This is a genomic window from Polaromonas sp. (assembly GCF_049790275.1).
Classification (GTDB): Bacteria; Pseudomonadota; Gammaproteobacteria; order Burkholderiales; family Burkholderiaceae_C; genus Polaromonas.
Map to the genome: position 1 here is coordinate 16,370 of NZ_JBAQYR010000117.1, position 19,119 is coordinate 35,488.

At 63.6% G+C, this 19,119-nt stretch carries 16 protein-coding genes; 12 read left to right on the forward strand and 4 right to left on the reverse strand.

All coding sequences use genetic code 11. The features are described from left to right. Positions 1–202: 202 nt before the first annotated feature. Both WA904_RS15450 and fdxA read right to left on the reverse strand, forming a co-directional pair. On the reverse strand, positions 203–976 hold the full coding sequence (locus tag WA904_RS15450) for a ferredoxin--NADP reductase (protein WP_425198010.1): 774 nt from the start codon (positions 974–976) through the stop codon (positions 203–205). A gap of 27 nt (positions 977–1,003) precedes the next feature. Next, positions 1,004–1,348, reverse strand: coding sequence for a ferredoxin FdxA (gene fdxA, locus WA904_RS15455; RefSeq protein ID WP_425198011.1), 345 nt, complete (start codon positions 1,346–1,348; stop codon positions 1,004–1,006). A 268-nt stretch (positions 1,349–1,616) separates the two neighbouring features. Here fdxA and WA904_RS15460 point away from each other — a divergent pair, with 268 nt between their 5' ends. The 12 genes from WA904_RS15460 to WA904_RS15515 all read left to right on the forward strand — a co-directional run bounded on the left by WA904_RS15460 (position 1,617) and on the right by WA904_RS15515 (position 16,523). Then, complete coding sequence (locus WA904_RS15460; protein ID WP_425198012.1) at positions 1,617–3,248, forward strand: 6-hydroxynicotinate reductase; 1,632 nt, start codon at positions 1,617–1,619, stop codon at positions 3,246–3,248. 10 nt (positions 3,249–3,258) lie between these two features. After that, positions 3,259–4,176: a UPF0280 family protein gene (locus WA904_RS15465; RefSeq protein WP_425198013.1), complete on the forward strand. Its 918-nt coding sequence runs from the start codon at positions 3,259–3,261 to the stop codon at positions 4,174–4,176. A gap of 32 nt (positions 4,177–4,208) precedes the next feature. After that, positions 4,209–4,850: an amino acid synthesis family protein gene (locus tag WA904_RS15470; protein WP_425198014.1), complete on the forward strand. Its 642-nt coding sequence runs from the start codon at positions 4,209–4,211 to the stop codon at positions 4,848–4,850. A 38-nt stretch (positions 4,851–4,888) separates the two neighbouring features. After that, entirely contained in the window at positions 4,889–5,473 is a 585-nt protein-coding gene (locus WA904_RS15475; RefSeq protein WP_425198015.1) for an amino acid synthesis family protein, read from the forward strand. Between the two features lie 54 nt (positions 5,474–5,527). Then, positions 5,528–6,724, forward strand: a complete 1,197-nt coding sequence (locus WA904_RS15480) for an ABC transporter substrate-binding protein (RefSeq protein ID WP_425198212.1) — start codon at positions 5,528–5,530, stop codon at positions 6,722–6,724. Positions 6,725–6,871: 147 nt separating this feature from the next. Continuing rightward, positions 6,872–8,770, forward strand: a complete 1,899-nt coding sequence (locus WA904_RS15485) for an ABC transporter permease (RefSeq protein WP_425198016.1) — start codon at positions 6,872–6,874, stop codon at positions 8,768–8,770. After that, entirely contained in the window at positions 8,767–9,549 is a 783-nt protein-coding gene (locus tag WA904_RS15490; protein WP_425198017.1) for an ABC transporter ATP-binding protein, read from the forward strand. Before WA904_RS15485 ends, WA904_RS15490 begins: the two co-directional genes overlap by 4 nt. Further along, entirely contained in the window at positions 9,546–10,283 is a 738-nt protein-coding gene (locus WA904_RS15495) for an ABC transporter ATP-binding protein (protein ID WP_425198018.1), read from the forward strand. The genes WA904_RS15490 and WA904_RS15495 overlap by 4 nt, the downstream gene beginning before the upstream one ends. Positions 10,284–10,333: 50 nt before the next feature. Continuing rightward, positions 10,334–11,059 (forward strand): bifunctional nicotinamidase/pyrazinamidase, encoded by a 726-nt coding sequence (gene pncA / locus WA904_RS15500; RefSeq protein WP_425198019.1) that lies wholly within the window; start codon positions 10,334–10,336, stop codon positions 11,057–11,059. Between the two features lie 108 nt (positions 11,060–11,167). Then, positions 11,168–12,322 (forward strand): ABC transporter substrate-binding protein, encoded by a 1,155-nt coding sequence (locus tag WA904_RS15505; protein WP_425198020.1) that lies wholly within the window; start codon positions 11,168–11,170, stop codon positions 12,320–12,322. Beyond that, entirely contained in the window at positions 12,319–12,816 is a 498-nt protein-coding gene (locus WA904_RS15510) for a (2Fe-2S)-binding protein (protein ID WP_425198021.1), read from the forward strand. The genes WA904_RS15505 and WA904_RS15510 overlap by 4 nt, the downstream gene beginning before the upstream one ends. Continuing rightward, the gene (locus WA904_RS15515) at positions 12,813–16,523 is read left to right on the forward strand and encodes a molybdopterin cofactor-binding domain-containing protein (RefSeq protein WP_425198022.1); all 3,711 of its coding nucleotides are present in this window, start codon (positions 12,813–12,815) and stop codon (positions 16,521–16,523) included. The genes WA904_RS15510 and WA904_RS15515 overlap by 4 nt, the downstream gene beginning before the upstream one ends. A 65-nt stretch (positions 16,524–16,588) precedes the next feature. On the opposite strand, the gene WA904_RS15520 is transcribed toward WA904_RS15515, so the two are convergent. Together WA904_RS15520 and WA904_RS15525 are read right to left on the reverse strand one after the other, a co-directional pair. After that, complete coding sequence (locus tag WA904_RS15520; RefSeq protein ID WP_425198023.1) at positions 16,589–17,800, reverse strand: CaiB/BaiF CoA transferase family protein; 1,212 nt, start codon at positions 17,798–17,800, stop codon at positions 16,589–16,591. A 4-nt stretch (positions 17,801–17,804) separates the two neighbouring features. After that, entirely contained in the window at positions 17,805–18,995 is a 1,191-nt protein-coding gene (locus WA904_RS15525; protein WP_425198024.1) for an acyl-CoA dehydrogenase, read from the reverse strand. Positions 18,996–19,119 lie beyond the last annotated feature (124 nt).

Consider the following 19,119-nt stretch of genomic DNA (forward strand, 5'->3'; position numbering starts at 1 on the left):
TTCACCAGCGGGGGCCGCGGAACCGGCTTTGCCGGGCCGCAGGCGCAGCGCCCCCCCGGGGGGCAGCGCACTACGCGAAGCGAGAAGCGTGGGGATCTTCTCTTCATCAGCCGGGGCCGCGGAACCGGCTTTGCCGGGCCGCAGGCGCAGCGCCCCCTCGGGGGGCAGCGTACTACGCGAAGCGAGAAGCGTGGGGGCCATATTACTGTTCAGCAAAAGCGCGCTCGATGACGAAGTCGCCGGGCTTGGACGTGTTGCCTTCAGCAAAGCCGCGTTTTTCCAGCATGTGCTTGAGGTCTTTCAGCATGCCCGGGCTGCCGCAGATCATCACGCGATCAGTGGCCGGATCGAGTGCGGGCAGCTTCAGGTCCTCGAACATCTTGCCGGTTTCCATCAGGTCGGTGACGCGGCCCATGTTGCGGTAGCTCTCGCGGGTCACTGTCGGGTAATACAGCAACTGCTTGGAGACGAGTTCGCCGAGGAACTCATGCTGCGGGAGGTGCTCAACCACCAAGTCGTGGTAGGCGAGTTCGTCGGCCTGGCGCACTCCGTGCACCAGTACCACCTGCTCGAAACGCTCGTAAGTCTCCGGGTCGCGGATGATGCTCATGAAGGGCGCCAGGCCGGTGCCGGTGGACAGCAGGTACAGCCGCTTGCCCGGCAGTAGGTAATCGATCACCAGGGTTCCGGTGGGTTTGCGCCCGACGATGATCTTGTCGCCGACCTTCATGTGCTGCAGGCGCGAGGTCAGCGGGCCGTCAGGTACCTTGATGCTCAGGAACTCCAGGTGTTCCTCGTGGTTCGGGCTCACGATGCTGTAGGCGCGCAGCAGGGGTTTTTCATTGACCCGCAGGCCGATCATGGTGAAGTGGCCGTTGCTGAACCGCAGCGAGGTGTCCCGGGTGGTGGTAAACGTGAACAGCTTGTCGGTCCAGTGGTGGACGGACAAAACGGTCTCTTCGTTGAAAGCGCTCATGGTGATGAAGGGATGGGAAGTTGGTAATCAGTTGGGATGTGCCAGCAGCGCGGGATCCAGGCCCGCCAGCTTGTTGGTTTTACCCTGCCATTGTGCCGCCTCCGGAGCAGGGTCCGTGCGTCTGGTGATGGCGGGCCATTGCCTTGACAGCCGGGCGTTGAGTTCCAGAAAGGCATGGAACGCGTCGGGGGTGTCTTCGTCGGCATAAATCGCGTTGACCGGGCACTCCGGAATGCAGACGGCACAGTCAATACACTCGTCAGGGTCGATGACCAGGAAATCGGGGCCTTCCCGGAAGCAGTCAACGGGGCAGACATCGACACAATCCGTGTATTTGCATTTGATGCAAGGGTCGGTTACGACATGGGTCACAGCGGTCCTTTGGCGGCGGGTGCCGGATGAACAAGGTCCGGAACAGTTCTCAATGTGCCATACAAATGTAGTGAATGCAACATGAAAATTAAGCGATCACCACATTTTTGAAATAATTTCCTGCATGTCGTGGAAATACTATTGCTTTGGAAATTCCTATGCGCTACATTGATTTCAAATGTAGCAAATGCAACATATAAATTAAGCATGCACTACATTGGTAGTAATGCACCACCACGGTCAGCCTGATGCGAAAAAGGCAAACACGATGACGGAACACACCAAGACGGACGGCTTGCCAGGCATGGATTCCCCGGGACTGCCCCAGGTTCTGGAGAAAGCCCGGCCGCGCAGCGAGCGGATGAACAGCGAAAAGATCGAGTGCAATGCCTGTCCGGTGCTGTGCCAGATTTCCGACGGCCGCAGCGGAGCCTGCGACAGGTACGCCAACCAGGGCGGCACGCTGATCCGTGTCGATCCCGTGCTGTTGCTGCGCCGCACCCTGGACAAGGGTGAACCGGTGCTTGTGCCTTTTTCCGGCCGTGCCGCTGTGGCGGGTGTTGCAGATTCCGCCATGCCGGTAGATGCGCCGGAAGCCGCGCCGTGGAGCGGCGACCTTCTGCTGGCCGACGAGGTCTTCGTCACCGGTGTGGGCTCTTCAACAACTTACCCGGACTACAAGCCGGCCCCTTTCATTGTTTCTTCCAAAGCCGCAGGTGTGGACCTGGTGACGGTGGTGACGGAAGGCATCTTCAGCTACTGCAGCCTCAAGGTGAAGATAGATACGGACCGTTTCCTCGGGGCCGAGCAGGCCAATGTGCGCTGCAAGGGTGAGGTCGTCGGGCATGTGACCACGGCGGAATACGGCTCCCAGATGCTTTCGCTCGGTGGCGTTCATCACCTGACCGGCGGTAGCAAGAAAGAGGGCCGTGTCACGGTCGAGATGATGAAGGCCCTAGGCAACAAGGAGCCGGCCGAACTCACGATTGACGGCGGCTCCCAGATCGTGATCCAGGCGGGCCGCGCACCCATCGTCAACGGGGTGGAAGAAAAGCGCATGCGGGTCGGCTGCGGTTCGGCCACCATCGGCATTTTTGCGAAGCAGTTTTTTGGCAAGCTTGATGAGGTCGTGGTGGTTGACGACCACATCACCGGTGTGTTGACCGAGCACCAGGCGGGGCGTTGCCTGGACATGCGTGCCTCGGGTATCAGGATGCGGGGGCGCAAATCAACACCGGGCCGCTACTTCCAGGTGGCCAATCCGGGAACGGGCTGGGGCGGAACGGACATCGCCGATCCCCTGTCCATCATTGAGGGATGGGACCCCGAGGCGGCGTGGCCCGGACAGCGCCTGCTCATGACATCGACCACCGGAGAGCATGCCAGCTGGTACGTTCTGAATGAAGAGCTGTGTCCCGTCGAGCAGGACATGCCCGACGAGGTGCGCCGCATTGTCGAGCGCATCGGCGAGAACTGCGAGCCTTCGCTGACGACCGTCCTGTTTCTCGGCGGTGCCGGCGGCAGCCTGCGCGCCGGGGTCACGGAGAATCCCGTGCTGCTGACCCGCGCGATCAAGAGCGCTCTCGTCAATGTCACCTGCGGCGGCGCGCCAGCCTACATCTGGCCCGGTGGCGGCATCACCGTGATGGCCGATGTCATGCGCATGCCTGACAACAGCTTCGGCACCGTGCCGACACCGGCCATCGTCGCACCGATTGAATTCAGCATGAAGCTCGACGACTACCGCGCCCTGGGAGGCCACATGGACCATGTGCGCAGTCTTGAAGATGCACTGCGCCGGGGTGCATGGCACAACGAAGGTGCGCCCACTGCCCGGGCGTGGGCACCGCTCCCGGCGGCCAACCCCTGGCCGCTTGCGCGGCCTCCCCTGCTTGGCTGAGGCAAAACGCATGAACGCCCAACGCACCTTGCTGTCTGACGGTCGCTGGCATTTCCAGCATGGCCCGATGGACATCATCATCGGTGCGAGCGGTAACACTGACGCGCTGGAGCTGGCGCATGCCGACGCCTGGCTGCGTTTTCGCGGCATCCTGGATGAGCTGGTGCAGGAGCTGGCGTTGCTGCGGCTTCCTGTGGGTGGTGAATGTCCTGTGCGGGGACCGATCGCCAGGCGCATGTGGCATGCCTGCCGGCCCTACAAAAGCAGTTTCATCACGCCGATGGCCGCTGTTGCCGGCGCCGTGGCGCAGGAGTTAGTGGCCTGTTACGCCGCGGATGGCATCACGCGCGCATGGATCAACAACGGCGGTGACATCGCCTTGCACCTGACACCCTCCCAGTCCGTCCGGATCGGCCTTTATGCAGATCTTGCGCGGCTGAGTACAAGCGAGATTGTGGAGGGCGTCCGGACCGATGGGCAGTTTGAAGTGTCTAGCGTGCAGCCTGTACGCGGCGTCGCCACCAGTGGCTGGCGTGGCCGCAGCTTCTCACTCGGGATCGCCGACAGCGTCACGGTTCTGGCGCGCACCGCGGCCGAAGCCGATGCGGCGGCGACCGTGATTGCCAATGCAGTCGATGTGCGTGACACGCGTATCCTGCGCAGGCCCGCGTGCGAACTGAAGGACGACACCGATCTGGGAACCATTCCGGTCACAGCGGATGTTCCGCCGCTGGAGCCGGCGCTGGTGCAGCAGGCGTTGCGCGCAGGCCTCAAGCGTGCGCAGGCTTTGCGTGCCGCGGGCCTGATCTGGTCTGCCGCGCTGGTTTGCCAGAATCAGCTGGTGACCACCGATGCGGCAACTGCGGGGGCACCGGAAAACCGGCATGCCGACAACCCGGCCATGCAAGTTGGTTCAGTATTTGCTTAATGAAACGGATGGACCTCACCCCATGATTGACCATGATTGAAATACGACGCATCTTCACGCATGTGGAGCAGATCCGGCATGAGTTCGGTCCGGTTGCCAAAGTGCCTTTGCTGCGCGGCACCATTGCCGTCGTGCTGACCAACCCGTTTGCGGGCCGTTATGAGCCCGACATCCTGCCCATGATGGATGAGCTGCAGCCTGTCGGTATCGACATGGCCGAACGTCTGCGCGCGGCGATGGGGGTGCCGGCAGAGCGGATCGAGGGTTACGGCAAGGGTGCGATCATCGGTGCGGCGGGTGAGCTGGAGCACGGCGCGCTCTGGCATGTGCCGGGAGGCTATGCCATGCGTGAACTGCTGGGCTGGAAGGGTGACAGGCAGGCCTATGCCAAGGGCCAGGCCGAAGAAAAAACCGGGCAGCCGGGTAATGCGTTGTCCATCGTGCCTTCCACCAAAAAAGTGGGCGGGCCGGGCGCTGCGCTGGATGTGCCGATAACCCATGTCAATGCCAGTTATGTACGCAGCCATTTCGATGCCATCGAGGTGCGTGTCCCCGGCGCGCCGCTGGCTGATGAAATTGTCTTTATTCTTGCGATGAGCACCGGCCCCCGTGTTCACGCGCGGGTCGGTGGGCTGGCGGCGCAAGCCATCAGCAAGTGGGACGGTTTGCGCTGAGCCACTGCAGGCACCCTGACAATACACAAGGAAAAATCATGACAGCCGCAATCAGGAAAATCATTGTTCAGGTGGACGAGGTCCGCATGGAAATGGGAAAGGCGGTGAACCCTCCCACGCGCCGGGCCCTGGCCATGGCGGTGATCGCCAACCCCTTCGCCGGCAGGTATGTCGAGAACCTCGACGAGCTGGTTGCCATCGGTGAAGAACTCGGCGGCCTGCTGGGCAACAAATGCGTGGAGGCCCTGGGTATTTCGCCCGGCCAGGCGCAGAGTTATGGCAAGGCCGCGATTGTGGGCGAAGCCGGTGAGCTGGAGCACGCTGCAGCCATCCTGCATCCCAAGCTGGGGGCGCCGTTGCGCCTGGCGGTAGAAAAAGGCGCTGCCCTCGTGCCCTCCAGCAAAAAGCGGGGTGGCCTCGGAACGGCGATCGACGTTCCGCTCGGACACAAGGATGCCGCCTTTGTGCGCAGCCATTTTGATGCCATGGAGGCACGGGTGGCCGATGCGCCGCGTGCCGACGAAATTGTGGTTGCTGTCGTTGTGACAGACAGCGGCCGACCGCTACCGCGCGTGGGCGGCTTGCAGATCCACGATATCAAAGGTGAAGACGGGCTTCGCTGACCGGCCGTTTCACCACCCCTTCGATCCACGACAAGCAGGAGTTTTTTTATGAAGATGCAATACAAGATGCTGGGTGCCATGACTCTTCTGGGTCTGGCCTCGATGGGGGCCGCCCACGCGCAAGGGGTCATCAAGATAGGCGAGATCAACAGCTACAAGGCCCAACCCGCCTTTCTCGAGCCCTACAAAAAAGGCATGGAGCTGGCTGTCGAGGAGATCAACGCCAGCGGCGGCATCAATGGCAAGAAAGTCGAGCTGATTGTCCGTGACGACAATGCCAACCCCGGCGACGCGGTGCGTGCTGCCGAGGAACTGGTGTCGCGCGAGAAGGTGGATGTGCTGACGGGTTCCTTTCTCTCGCACATTGGCCTGGCGCTGACGGATTTTGCGAAGCAGAAGAAGTTCTTCTTTCTCGCTGCCGAACCTTTGACCGACAAGATCGTCTGGCAAAACGGCAACCGCTACACCTTCCGCCTGCGTGCCTCCACCTACATGCAGGTGGCGATGCTGGTGCCTGATGCCGCCGCGATGAAGAAAAAGCGCTGGGCTGTCGTGTATCCCAACTATGAATACGGCCAGTCCGCGGCAGCCAGCTTCAAGAAGCTGCTCAAGGAAGCCCAGCCTGATGTGGAGTTTGTGGCCGAACAAGCGCCGCCGCTGGGCAAGGTTGACTCCGGCAGCGTGGTGCAGGCTCTGGCAGACGCCAAACCCGACGCCATCTTCAATGTGCTGTTCGGCGCCGATCTGTCCAAGTTCGTCCGCGAGGGCAACACGCGCGGCCTGTTCCAGGGCCGTGAAGTGGTGAGCCTGCTGACCGGCGAGCCTGAATACCTCGATCCGCTGAAGGACGAAACACCCAACGGCTGGCTGGTCACCGGTTACCCCTGGTACGGCATCCAGACGCCCGAGCACAAAGCCTTCTTCCTGGCCTATCACGGCAAGTACAAGGACTATCCGCGCCTCGGCTCCGTCGTCGGTTACAGCGCTATCAAGTCGCTGGCAGAGGGCATGAAAAAAGCCAAATCCACAGAGACAGAAAAAATGATCGCTGCCTTCCGCGGCCTGAAGGTCAGCACGCCTTTTGGTCCCGTGGTCTACCGCGCCGAAGATCACCAGTCCACCATGGGTGCCTATGTCGGGCGCACGAAGAACGACGGCGGCAAGGGCGTGATGGTTGACTACCGCTACATGGACGGTGCGAAGTTCCAGCCGACGGCCGCAGAGGTCAAGAAGTTGCGCGCCGCCGAATAACAGGGCCGGCGTACTGCGAAACCTCGTTCAGTCCCGCGTTTTGATGGCGCGGGTGCCGGGGTTTTTCCGACAGGGGGACCCCCGCACGGCTTCCATGCTCGCCATGGTGCCTGCGGGTGGTCTGTTGCATCCGAAAAAGGGTAATTCATGAGCTTTTCAGGCTTTGTCGTTCAGTTGCTCAATGGCTTGGCCGGTGCATCGTCGCTGTTTCTGGTAGCGGCCGGGCTGTCGCTGATCTTTGGCGTGACGCGCATCGTCAACTTCGCGCATGGCTCATTTTTCATGGTCGGCATCTATGTGGCCTATTCCCTGGTGGCCACCCTGGGCGGCACGATCGGCTTCTGGCCGGCTTTGTTGCTTGCCGCCCTGGCCGTCGGTGTGCTGGGTGCGCTGGTCGAAGTCCTGTTGCTGCGCCGGATTTACCGTGCCCCCGAGCTGTTTCAGCTGCTTGCCACTTTTGCGCTGGGCCTCGTGATCAAGGACGGGGTGTTGTGGTTCTGGGGGCCTGAAGAGCTGCTCGGCCCGCGGGCACCCGGGCTGACGGGTTCGGTGTCCATCCTTGGTCGGCAATTTCCGTCCTACGACCTGTTCCTGATCGTGGCCGGTCCGGTGGTGCTCGGTTTGCTCTGGCTGCTGCTGACCAAAACCCGCTGGGGCACGCTGGTGCGCGCTGCCACGCAGGACCGGGAGATGGTCAGCGCACTAGGTGTCAACCAGGCCTGGCTGTTTACTGCGGTGTTCGCACTGGGCGCGCTGCTGGCGGGACTGGGCGGAGCGCTGCAATTGCCGCGCGAACCGGCCAACCTCGAGATGGACCTCAACATCATCGGCGCGGCTTTTGTGGTGGTGGTGGTCGGCGGCATGGGCTCCATCCCCGGCGCTTATGTGGCGGCGCTGCTGATTGCCGAACTGAAGGCCATCTGTATCTGGCTGGGCCTGGTGGAAATCTGGGGTATCAGCATTTCGTTCTCCAAGCTCACCCTGGTGGTCGAGTTTCTTGTCATGGCCGTTGTGCTGGTTGCACGGCCATGGGGCTTGTTCGGCCGCCCGCAGGCGGTCAGCCGCCATGGTGGTACGGCCGAGGAACCCCTGCGTCCGCCGGACCGCTTGTACATCTATGGGGGCGCCGCCGTGCTGGCCGTGCTGGCCCTGGTGCCTGTGCTGGCTGCGCAGTCGCCCTATGTGACGGTGTTGCTGATTGATCTGCTGGTGGCGGTGCTGTTCGCTGCCAGCCTGCACTTCATCATGGGGCCGGCCGGCATGCACTCCTTCGGCCATGCGGCTTACTTTGGCCTGGGTGCCTACGGCGCCGCCTTGCTGGTACGCAGCCTGAACCTGCCGATGGAAGTGGCGCTGGTGGTCGCGCCTGCGCTCGCGGCGCTGGGAGCTTTCATCTACGGCTGGTTCTGTGTCCGTCTTTCGGGGGTCTACCTTGCCATGCTGACCCTGGCCTTTGCGCAGATCACCTGGGCGATCTGTTACCAGTGGGATGCTTTCACCGGCGGCAGCAATGGGCTGACCGGCGTCTGGCCCTCCGAATGGCTGGCCGACAAGAAGATGTACTACTACCTGACGCTGGCGCTGGTGGCCGGTGCGGTGCTGATGATGCACCGCATGCTGTATTCACCCTTCGGCTATGCCATGCGCGCTGCGCGTGATTCCGTGCTGCGTTCAGACGCGATCGGCATCGACGTCAAGCGCGTGCAATGGGTGGCCTTTGTCATTGCCGGCACCTTCGCGGGCCTGGCCGGCGCGCTGTATGCGTTTTCCAAGGGCAGCATTTCCCCGGAAAGCCTACACGTGAGCAAGTCCATTGACGGTCTGGTGATGGTTCTGCTGGGCGGCGTGCAGACGCTGGTCGGGCCCATCGTCGGCGCAGTCACCTTCACCTGGCTGCACGACACGGTGGCGCGCAACACCGACTACTGGCGCGCCATGCTGGGTGCCATCATCCTGATCCTGGTGCTCCTGTTTCCGCAAGGCATCGCCGGCTTTGCCAAACAGCTGTTGTCGCGCCTGCGCGGCGTGAAAGAGGGGCAGTCATGAGTTTGCTCAAAGTGTCCGGCCTGGGCAAATCCTTCGGCGGCGTCAAGGCCGTCGACGGTATCAGTTTCGAGTTGGCAGCCGGTGAGCTGCTGGCGCTGATCGGCCCCAATGGTGCCGGCAAGTCAACCACCTTCAACATGGTCAATGGCCAGTTGCGGGCCGACGCCGGTTCCATCCAGCTGAACGAGCAGGAATTGATCGGGCTTGCGCCACGCGACATCTGGCGGCTGGGTGTCAGCCGGACGTTCCAGATTGCCGAGACTTTTTCGTCGCTGACCGTCGTGGAGAACGTCCAGATGGCGCTACTGTCCTCGGACCGCAAGCTGTTTTCGATGTGGCGCCGCGCGGCCGGCCACAAGCGCGAGGAGGCGCTGGTGCTGCTCGAGCAGGTCAACATGAAAGCCCAGGCTGACCGGCCCTGCAGCGTGCTGGCTTACGGGGATGTCAAGCGGGTGGAACTCGCCATGGCCATGGCCAACAACCCGAAGCTGCTGCTGATGGACGAGCCCACGGCCGGCATGGCGCCCAAGGAGCGCAACGACCTGATGGCCCTGACCAAGCAGCTGGTGATCGACCGCGGCATGGCGGTGCTGTTCACCGAACACAGCATGGATGTGGTGTTTGCCTATGCCGACCGCATGATTGTGCTGGCACGCGGCAGGCTGATTGCAGAAGGCAAGCCGTTGGAGATACGCGATCACCCCAAAGTCCAGGAGGTCTATTTCGGCAGCGGCAAGACTTTCGAGAAAAAGACACTGGAAAAGGATGCCGCCTCATGAGCGCCGTGAAAGAAGTTTTGCTGGAAGCCAGGGGCCTGTGCGCCTGGTATGGCGCCGCCCAGATCCTCTATGACGTGGGCATCGAAGTGCGGCGCGGTGAAGTGGTGGCTCTGATGGGGCGCAACGGTGCCGGAAAGTCCACGACGCTCAAAACGCTGATCGGCATGCTGGACAAGCGGCGCGGCAGTGTTTCGTTTCTGGGCACCGACATTTCAAAAAGCGAACCCCATCATGCGGCGCGCATGGGCCTGGGCTTTGTGCCGGAAGACAGGCGCATCTTCACCGACCTGACGGTGTTGGAGAACCTGGAAGTGGGGCGGCAGCCGCCACGCCGCTGGCCGGACGGCAGCGAGGCGCCGGTCTGGACGCCCGAGCGGCTGTTCAAGCTGTTTCCCAACCTCGGCGAGATGCCGGACCGCCAGGGTGGCCGTATGAGCGGCGGTGAGCAGCAGATGCTGACCGTCGCGCGCACCCTGATGGGCAACCCCTACCTGGTCCTGCTCGACGAACCTTCGGAAGGTGTGGCGCCGGTGATCGTCGAGCAGATGGCGCACATGATCCTGGAGCTGAAGACACAAGGCGTGAGTATTTTGCTGTCGGAACAGAACATACATTTCGCGGAGCTGGTGTCGGACCGGGCTTATGTGCTCGAAAAAGGCCAGATCCGCTACGAGGGTTCGATGGTCGAGTTGTCGGCCAATGAAGAGGTGCGGCGCGCTTACCTCAGTGTTTAGTGCGCTAGCTGTTGTCAACGTCATTCAACCCGTTTCAAGGAGATCTCATCATGCATCCCGCCACCCGCAGAACCTTGTTGAAAACCCTGTCCAGCGCCGGACTTGTGGCGGCTGCCGGCCTGGCAGGCCGCGTTGCCTTTGCCGCCGGCATCAAGCCCGACGCCAAAAGCGCGCTGATTGTTGTCGATGTGCAGAACTGTTTTGTGACCGGGGGTACCTTGCCGGTCAAGGGCGGCGAAGAAGTGGTGCCGGTCATCAACAAGCTCGCCGCGGCTTTCGAGAACATCGTGATCACGCAGGACTGGCACACCAAGGGCCATGCGTCCTTTGCCAGCACCCATGCGGGCAAGAAACCCTTCGAAGTCAAAAAACTGGCCTACGGCAACCAGGTGCTGTGGCCTGACCACTGCGTGCAGGGCACGGACGACGCGGCCCTCCACAAGGACCTGGCGCTGCCCACGGCCCAGGTCATTGTGCGCAAGGGCTACCACCAGGAGGTGGACAGCTATTCGGCCTTCACCGAAGCCGACGGCAAGACGCCGACCGGCCTGGGCGGTTATCTCAAGCAGCGCGGCATCAAACGCGTTTTCGTGACCGGGCTGGCGACCGACTTCTGTGTCGCCTGGACGGCGATGGATGCACGCAAGGCGGGCTTCGAGGTGTACGTGATCGAAGATGCCACCCGCGCCATTGACCTGAACGGATCGCTGGCTGCTGCATGGAAACAGATGGCTGCCCGCGGTGTCAAGCGGATCCAGTCCAAAGACCTGGCTTAAACCCTGATTTGTCCTCACGCAAGGCCGCGTTGACGCGGCTTTGCGGGTCGTCCTTGAGCGGATGACGGGACATCTTTTGCCTGAATCTCCAAAAAACATGGAAAGTTGATGAACATGATGTCTCGATGGATGTGCGTGAAGGGCGTTTTTCTCGTCACGGCCCTGATTGCTTTTTCAATGGCTCGCGCCGAAACCGGCGTGACCGATACCGTGATCACGGTCGGACAGTCCGCTGTTTTCAGCGGACCGGTCGCCGCGACCGGAAACAACTACCGGCGCGGCATCGAGCTTTATTTTGAGCAGGTCAACAAGGCTGGCGGCGTGAACGGTCGCAAGCTGCAGCTGACTGCGCTGGACGATGCCTACGACCCCAAACGCACCGTCGAGAACACCCGGCGTCTGATCGATGAAAACAAGGTGTTCGCGCTCATCGGTTATGTCGCAACGGCCAATCTGATCGCTGCGATGCCGGTGGCCGAGGAGGCCAGGGTGCCGATGTTTGCACCGCTGGTGGGCACGACCTCGATCCGGCTCAAACACAACCATTATCTTTTCCATGTGAGGGCGAGTTACGAAGCCGAGCTGGCGCGTATCACCCAGCAGCTTGCGGTGGTGGGGACCAGCAAGGTTGCCGTGGTTTACCAGGACAGCGTGTTTGGCAAGTCAAACCTGGAAACCCTGCTGGAGCTTGCCAAGGAAGAAAAGCTGGAGGTTGTGAAGACGCTCCCCATGGCCATCACGGCGGCCAGTGCCACCGATATCGCAGCCCAGCTCAAGCAGGCGGCGCCGAACGCCGTTGTCATGATCATGGCAGGAACCATGTCCGAGGTGCTGATCCGCGACATGCGCGCTTCCGGTCTCGGCACACCGCTTTACACCATCTCCGTCGGCCTGGCCGATGCCAAGGCGTCGGCGACACGGCTGAACGGCGCCCTGCGTGGCGTGATCACCGCCAGCATCGTTCCGTCCCCAACGCTGGAGCGTTACGGCATCGTCAAGGAGTACCGCAAGACACTGGGCGCATCCGCCGGGTCTGGCGACAATTACACGGTGCTGGAAGGTTATATTGTGGCGAGAACCTTTGTCGAGGGCCTGCGCCGCGCCGGCCGGAACCTGACGCGGGAGAATTTCATCGCTGCACTCGAAGGTGTGGGCAGCCTGGACCTGGGGGATTTCCGGGTGGACTATGGACCGAAAAATCACAACGGCTCCAACTTTGTGGAGCTCGAGATGTACACAGCAACGGGCAGCCTGATTCGATGACACTTCCTGCCGTGACACTCACTGTCAACCAGGTTGAGCGAACGCTGGCAGTTCCAGCGCAGGCGAGCCTGTTGACGGCGTTGCGTAACGATCTGGAACTCAACAGTCCCAAATATGGCTGCGGCCTGGGTGAATGCGGCGCCTGCACGGTGCTGGTCGATGGCGTGGCAGCCCGTGCCTGTGTGATCCCGGCTCGCGGCGTGGCCGGTAGAACCGTCACCACGCTGGAAGGTCTGGGCTCGCTGGCAGACCTGCATCCGGTCCAGCAGGCTTTCATCGAGGAACAGGCCGCCCAGTGCGGTTATTGCCTGAGCGGCATGATCATGATGACGGTGGCGCTACTGGCGCGCAACCCGGACCCGACGGACGATGAGATACGCCGCGAGTTGTCCGGCAACCTGTGCCGTTGCGGCACACATCTGGAAATCCTCAAGGCGGTCAGGCGCGCGGCCCGACTGATGCGCCCGGTTCCGGCAGAGGCAGGCAAGTCATGATGCGCCGCGCGGATACCCCGCTCACACGCGCCGATTTTCACGCAGCAGGCGGCGTGCTGCTGGTCACACGCGAGCCGCCGCCCGCCCCGCCGCCAGCCCAGGGTCAGCCCGCGCTGGTGAGTGGCAACCCGCTGGAAGGCGTGGAGATCCTGCTGGCGGTCTGGGATGACGGCAGCGTCACGGCCCTGAACGGGCATGTGGACCTGGGCACCGGCATTCGCACCGCGTTGGGCCAGATCGTCGCGGAAGAACTCGATGTTTCGCTGGCCAGTGTCAACATGGTCCTGGGCGACACCACCCGCGCGCCCAACCAGGGCGCAACCATTGCCAGCGCGTCGATACAGATTCACGCCGTGCCCTTGCGAGCGGCTGCCGCCCAGGCGCGCGCCTGGCTGGTGAACCAGGCCGCCGATGTGTTGCAGGTGGACAAGGCGCTGCTGGTGGTGCGCGACGGTGTGGTGTCGGTGATCGGCAGCGACAGCCGGACGGTGGGCTACGGCGCGCTGGTGGCACAGCAGCATGTGGAACTTTCGCTGGCACTGGATTCACCGCTGAAATCCCCGGAGGACTACCGCCTCGTCGGCACCAGCGCGTTGCGGGTCGACATTCCGGCCAAGGCCACCGGTGCATTGACCTTTGTGCACGACATGCGCGTGCCGGGCATGCTGCATGGCCGCGTCGTGCGGCCACCCTACGCCGGTGCCGACCACGGTGACTTCATCGGCAACACGCTGGAATCGGTCGATGAGTCCTCGATTGCGCATATTCCGGGCATTCGTGCGGTCGTCGTCATCCGCGATTTCATCGGCATCGTCGCTGAGCGCGAGGAACACGCCGAGCAGGCGCTGCGGGAGTTGCGCGTCCAATGGAAACCCTGGCCGGGGCTGACCAATCTTGATGACCTGGAAAGCGCCATCCGCGCCAACCCGGCGACGCAGCGCAAGCTCATTGACGAAGGTGATGTGGATGCAGCGATGGCGGGCGCCGCAGAGCGCATGCCGCGCAACTACGTCTGGCCTTATCAAATGCACGGGTCCATCGGTCCCTCCTGTGCGCTGGCCGACTGGCAGGCTAAAAAGCCCCTTGGGAACGGCCCGGCGGCGGAACACCGCCTGACGGTGTGGGCCGGCAGCCAGAACCCGCACGTGCTGCGCGCCGACCTGTCGCGACTCATGGGGCTGGCGGACATGGACATCGACGTGATCCGCATGGAGGCGGCCGGCTGTTACGGACGCAATTGCGCCGACGATGTGGCGGCCGATGCGGCCCTGCTGTCGCGCGCAGTGGGCGCACCGGTGCGGGTGCAGCTCACGCGCGAGCAGGAGCATGCCTGGGAGCCCAAGGGTGCGGCCCAGCTCATGCAGGTCAATGGCGGACTGAATGCCGACGGCTCGGTGGCCGCGTATGACTTCCAGACCTCCTACCCGTCCAACGGCGCGCCGACGCTGGCGCTGCTGCTCACGCGCACTGTCGAGCCCGTGGCGCGCGCCTACGAAATGGGCGACCGCAGTGCCCGCCCGCCTTACGACTACGAGAACCTGCGTGTATCGGTCAACGACATGCCGCCCATGCTGCGCGCCTCCTGGCTGCGCGGCGTGTCTGCCCTGCCCAACTCCTTTGCCCACGAGTCCTACATCGACGAGCTGGCCACGGCGGCCGGCGTGGACCCGGTCGAGTTCCGCCTGCGTTACCTGAGCGAGCCGCGCGCGGCGGAGTTGCTGCGCGCCACAGCTGATCGCGCCGGCTGGAAAGTCCACACGCAGCCGCAGCAGGCCGGAGAGCAAAGCAGGGCCTCCGACATCGTGCACGGCCAGGGCGTGGCTTACGCGCGTTACGTGCACAGCAAGTGGCCGGGGTACGGCGCGGCCTGGGCTGCCTGGGTGGCAGACGTCGAGGTCAACCGCAAAACCGGTGAAGTACAGGTCCGGCGTGTGGTGGTCGGCCACGATGCCGGCACGCTGATCAACCCCGCCGGTGTGCAGCACCAGATCCACGGCAACGTGGTGCAGACCACCAGCCGGGCGCTGACCGAGCAGGTCAGCCTGAACCTGGCAACGAACACCGTGGCCAGCCTGGAGTGGGGCAGCTATCCCATCCTGAGCTTCAGGGATGTGCCGGTGATCGAAGTGGTGACCATGGCACGGCCCGGCGAGCCGCCACTGGGCGCGGGCGAGTCGTCGTCGGTGCCGGGCACAGCCGCCATTGCGAATGCGATATTCGATGCGACCGGCGTGCGCTTTCGCCAGCCGCCTTTCACCGCGGAGGTGGTGCGGGCCGCGTTGCAACCGGCGCCGGACAATGTCACGTCTTCGTCGCCAGCCCTGGCCGCCCCAACTCCTTTAGCTCGCCCGCCCGACAACGCGTCCTGGCCCCAAAGCCTGGGCCGCTGGTCCCGCACCGGCGCGATGCTGGCCGGCGTGTTCGGGGTGGCCGCGGCCCTGCTGGGCTGGCGGCCCGCAATTGCACCGGTGGTGTCCGGTGGTTCATCGATCTACACCGCGGCGACGATTGAACGCGGCCGGCAACTGGCTGCGGCTGGCGACTGTGTGGTGTGCCACACCGCGCCCGGCGGCATCCCGAATGCCGGCGGCCGGGCCATGGAAACGCCCTTCGGAAAAGTCATCACGACCAACCTCACGCCCGATGCGCAGACAGGCATCGGCCTGTGGTCCTTCAGCGCCTTCCAGCGTGCTATGCGTGAAGGCATCTCGCGCGACGGCCACCACCTGTACCCGGCTTTTCCCTACACGGCCTTTGCCAAGACCAGCGACGATGACCTGACCGCGCTGTACGCCTGGCTGATGGCCCAGCCGGCCGTGCGCTCGGAAACGCCGGCCACACGGCTCGCTTTTCCCTTCAATGTGCGGCCCCTCATGGCGGCATGGAATGCGATGTTTCATGACCCGGCGCCGTACCGCACGGACCCGACACAAACCGTGGAATGGAACCGCGGCGCCTACCTGGTCAATGGCCTGGGCCATTGCGGCGCCTGCCATACGCCGCGCAATGCACTGGGTGCCGAACGTGGCGGCCCGGCCTTCCTGTCCGGCGCGGTAGTTGATGGCTGGGAGGCGCCTGCGCTGACAGCCTTGTCGCGCGCGCCCATGCCCTGGACCTCCGGCGAGTTGTACCGTTACCTGCGCAACGGCTACAGCCTGCAGCATGGTGCTGCCGCCGGACCCATGGGCCCTGTGGTCAAGGAACTCGGTGCCTTGCCCGACGACGATATCCGGGCCATGGCCAGCTACCTGACCTCGTTCAACCAGCCCCTGGCCGAGCCCGAGAGCGCCGAACGCGCCAGGCAGGTGGTGCTGGCGGCGCAGCAAAGTGGCTCTGCATTGCCCGGCCCCGGCCAGCGCCTGTTCAACGGCGCCTGCGCCTCCTGTCACCATGATGGTGACGGACCGAAGCTGCTGGGTGTCAACGCGCCGCTGGCCCTGAACAGCAAGCTGCACAGCGAACGGCCCGACAACCTGGTGCGTGTGATCCTGGACGGCATTCGCGTGCCCGCGGCAAAAGACATCGGCTTCATGCCGGCCTTCCGCCACAGCCTGGACGACGACCAGATCGCGACGCTGGCGAGCTACATGCGCAGCCGGTATGCGCCGGATCAGCCGGCATGGAAAGACCTGCCGGCCGTTGTGTCGCGTCTGCGCGCCACGGAGGGAAGCCATGAAGGCGTGGCTGAATTGCTATCAAATAAGTAGCTGTTGCCGACCGATGGTATTGGGCTGGAGGCCTATTTCATTGACAGGAGGACGCAGGGCGAGTGCTACGCCGGCTCTTGAACACCCAGCCATTGCGCCAGCACCTCGGCCGTGTGCTGCCCCAGCATGGGCGGCGGCCGCTGGTAAGCCACCGGTGAGCCCGACAGGCGAATCGGGTTGGCCACCAAGGGCACGTCGCCGGCCAGCGCATGCGGCATGTTGATGTGCAGGCCGCGTGCGCGCACCTGCGGGTCGGCAAACACTTCATCGATGCGGTTGATCGGACCGCAGGGCACGCCGGCGGCTTCGAGCGCAGCAATCCAGTCGGCCGAAGTCCGCATCACGGTGGCCTGGCGCAGCAGGGGCACGAGCACGGCGCGGTTCGCCACACGCTGCGCGTTGGTGGTAAAGCGCGCGTCGGCCGACCACTCGGGGTGGTCCGCGACCTTGCAGAATTTTGCAAACTGCTCGTCGTTGCCCACCGCGAGGATGATGTCGCCGTCGGCCGTCGGAAAGTCCTGGTAGGGCACGATGTTCGGATGCGCATTGCCCATGCGGCGTGGCACCAGTCCGCCCGCCAGGTAGTTGGACGCCTGGTTCGCCAGGCAGGCGATCTGCACGTCCAGCAGTGCCAGGTCGATGTGTTGGCCCAAGCCTGACTTCTCGCGCTCGGCCAGGGCGGCCTGCACGGCAATCGTGGCGTACAGGCCGGTCATGATGTCGGTCAGCGCCACACCCACTTTTTGCGGGCCGGCGCCGGCCTCGCCATCAGGCCGGCCGGTCACACTCATCAGCCCGCCCATGCCCTGGATCAGGAAGTCGTAACCCGCGCGCGCCGCGTAAGGACCGGTCTGGCCGAAGCCGGTGATTGAGCAGTAGACAAGGCGCGGGTTGGCCGCGCTCAGGCTCGCATAGTCGAGGCCGTAACGCTTGAGCCCGCCGACCTTGAAGTTCTCCAGCACCACGTCGGCCTGTTGCGCCAGCGCGCGCACCTGCGCCTGCCCTTCGGGTGTGGCGATGTCGATGGCGACCGAGCGCTTGTTGCGGTTGGCGCAGAGAAAGTAGGCGGCCTCGGTGGTGTCACGGCCCGAAGCGTCCTTCAGGTAGGGCGGGCCCCAGGCGCGGGTGTCGTCGCCACCCTGCGGTTTTTCGACTTTCACCACGTCGGCGCCCAGGTCGGCGAGCAACTGCCCGGCCCACGGGCCGGCGAGCACACGCGACAGATCCAGCACCCGCACGCCAGTCAGCGGCGGCGGGCGAACAGCGGGGGCTGTCATGGCTTCAGGAAAACGCGGAAATGCCGGTGATGGCGCGGCCCAGGATCAGCGCATGCACATCGTGTGTGCCTTCGTAGGTGTTGACCACTTCGAGATTGACCAGGTGCCGCGCCACGCCGAATTCGTCGCTGATGCCGTTGCCGCCCAGCATGTCGCGCGCCATGCGGGCAATGTCGAGGGCCTTGCCGCAGGAGTTGCGCTTCATGATGGAGGTGACTTCCACAGAGGCCGTGCCTTCGTCCTTCATGCGGCCCAGGCGCAGGCAGCCCTGCAGGCCGAGTGCGATTTCGGTTTCCATGTCGGCGAGTTTTTTCTGGATCAGCTGGTTGGCGGCCAGCGGCCGGCCGAACTGCTTGCGGTCCAGCGTGTACTGGCGTGCCTTGTGGAAGCAGTCTTCGGCCGCGCCCAGGGCACCCCAGGCAATGCCGTAGCGGGCCGAGTTGAGGCAGGTGAACGGGCCCTTGAGGCCACGCACCTCGGGGAAGGCGTTTTCCTCGGGGCAGAAGACTTCGTCCATGACGATCTCGCCGGTGATGGAGGCGCGCAGGCCGACCTTGCCGTGCACGGCCGGGGTGCTCAGGCCTTTCCAGCCTTTTTCCAGCACAAAGCCGCGGATCGCACCTTCGTCGTCTTTGGCCCAGACCACAAACACGTCGGCGATCGGGCTGTTGGTGATCCACATCTTGGCGCCCGAGAGCTTGTAGCCGCCATCCACCTTTTTGGCGCGCGTGATCATGCTGCCGGGGTCGGAGCCGTGGTTGGGCTCGGTCAGGCCGAAGCAGCCAATCCATTCTCCGGTGGCTAGTTTCGGCAGGTATTTCTGTTTCGTGGCTTCGTTGCCGAACTCGTTGATGGGCACCATCACCAGCGAGGACTGCACACTCATCATGGAGCGGTAGCCGGAATCGACACGCTCGACTTCGCGCGCAACCAGGCCGTAACAGACGTAGTTCAGGCCGGCGCCGCCGTAGGCTTCGGGAATCGTGCTGCCGAGCAGGCCCAGCGAACCCATCTCGCGAAAGATCGAGGCATCGGTTTTTTCGTGGCGGAAGGCTTCCAGCACGCGCGGTGCCAGCTGCTCTTGGCAGTAGGCGCTGGCGGTGTCGCGCACCATGCGTTCGTCTTCGCTCAGCTGCTGGTCGAGCAGCAGGGGGTCGGCCCAGTGGAAGCTGGCTTTGTGGGGGCTGGGGCTCATGGGGATGTCTCCAAAGGAAGTTGAAGCCTCACTGTGTGCTGAAATTGCAACTCAGGAGGTGGGTGAAGCAAGGAATGGCACAAGCATACGCCTAGCCTGGCCTGGCGCGCAACAGACGATTTGG

Coding starts and splice junctions, on each gene's coding strand:
- WA904_RS15520 (WP_425198023.1), bottom strand. CDS start 17,800: ATGACAGCCCCCGCTGTTCGCCCGCCGCCGCTGACTGGCGTGCGGGTG.
- WA904_RS15460 (WP_425198012.1), top strand. CDS start 1,617: ATGACGGAACACACCAAGACGGACGGCTTGCCAGGCATGGATTCCCCG.
- WA904_RS15525 (WP_425198024.1), bottom strand. CDS start 18,995: ATGAGCCCCAGCCCCCACAAAGCCAGCTTCCACTGGGCCGACCCCCTG.
- pncA (WP_425198019.1), top strand. CDS start 10,334: ATGCATCCCGCCACCCGCAGAACCTTGTTGAAAACCCTGTCCAGCGCC.
- WA904_RS15505 (WP_425198020.1), top strand. CDS start 11,168: ATGAACATGATGTCTCGATGGATGTGCGTGAAGGGCGTTTTTCTCGTC.
- WA904_RS15470 (WP_425198014.1), top strand. CDS start 4,209: ATGATTGAAATACGACGCATCTTCACGCATGTGGAGCAGATCCGGCAT.
- WA904_RS15485 (WP_425198016.1), top strand. CDS start 6,872: ATGAGCTTTTCAGGCTTTGTCGTTCAGTTGCTCAATGGCTTGGCCGGT.
- WA904_RS15515 (WP_425198022.1), top strand. CDS start 12,813: ATGATGCGCCGCGCGGATACCCCGCTCACACGCGCCGATTTTCACGCA.
- WA904_RS15480 (WP_425198212.1), top strand. CDS start 5,528: ATGCAATACAAGATGCTGGGTGCCATGACTCTTCTGGGTCTGGCCTCG.
- WA904_RS15510 (WP_425198021.1), top strand. CDS start 12,319: ATGACACTTCCTGCCGTGACACTCACTGTCAACCAGGTTGAGCGAACG.
- WA904_RS15490 (WP_425198017.1), top strand. CDS start 8,767: ATGAGTTTGCTCAAAGTGTCCGGCCTGGGCAAATCCTTCGGCGGCGTC.
- WA904_RS15450 (WP_425198010.1), bottom strand. CDS start 976: ATGAGCGCTTTCAACGAAGAGACCGTTTTGTCCGTCCACCACTGGACC.
- WA904_RS15465 (WP_425198013.1), top strand. CDS start 3,259: ATGAACGCCCAACGCACCTTGCTGTCTGACGGTCGCTGGCATTTCCAG.
- WA904_RS15475 (WP_425198015.1), top strand. CDS start 4,889: ATGACAGCCGCAATCAGGAAAATCATTGTTCAGGTGGACGAGGTCCGC.
- WA904_RS15495 (WP_425198018.1), top strand. CDS start 9,546: ATGAGCGCCGTGAAAGAAGTTTTGCTGGAAGCCAGGGGCCTGTGCGCC.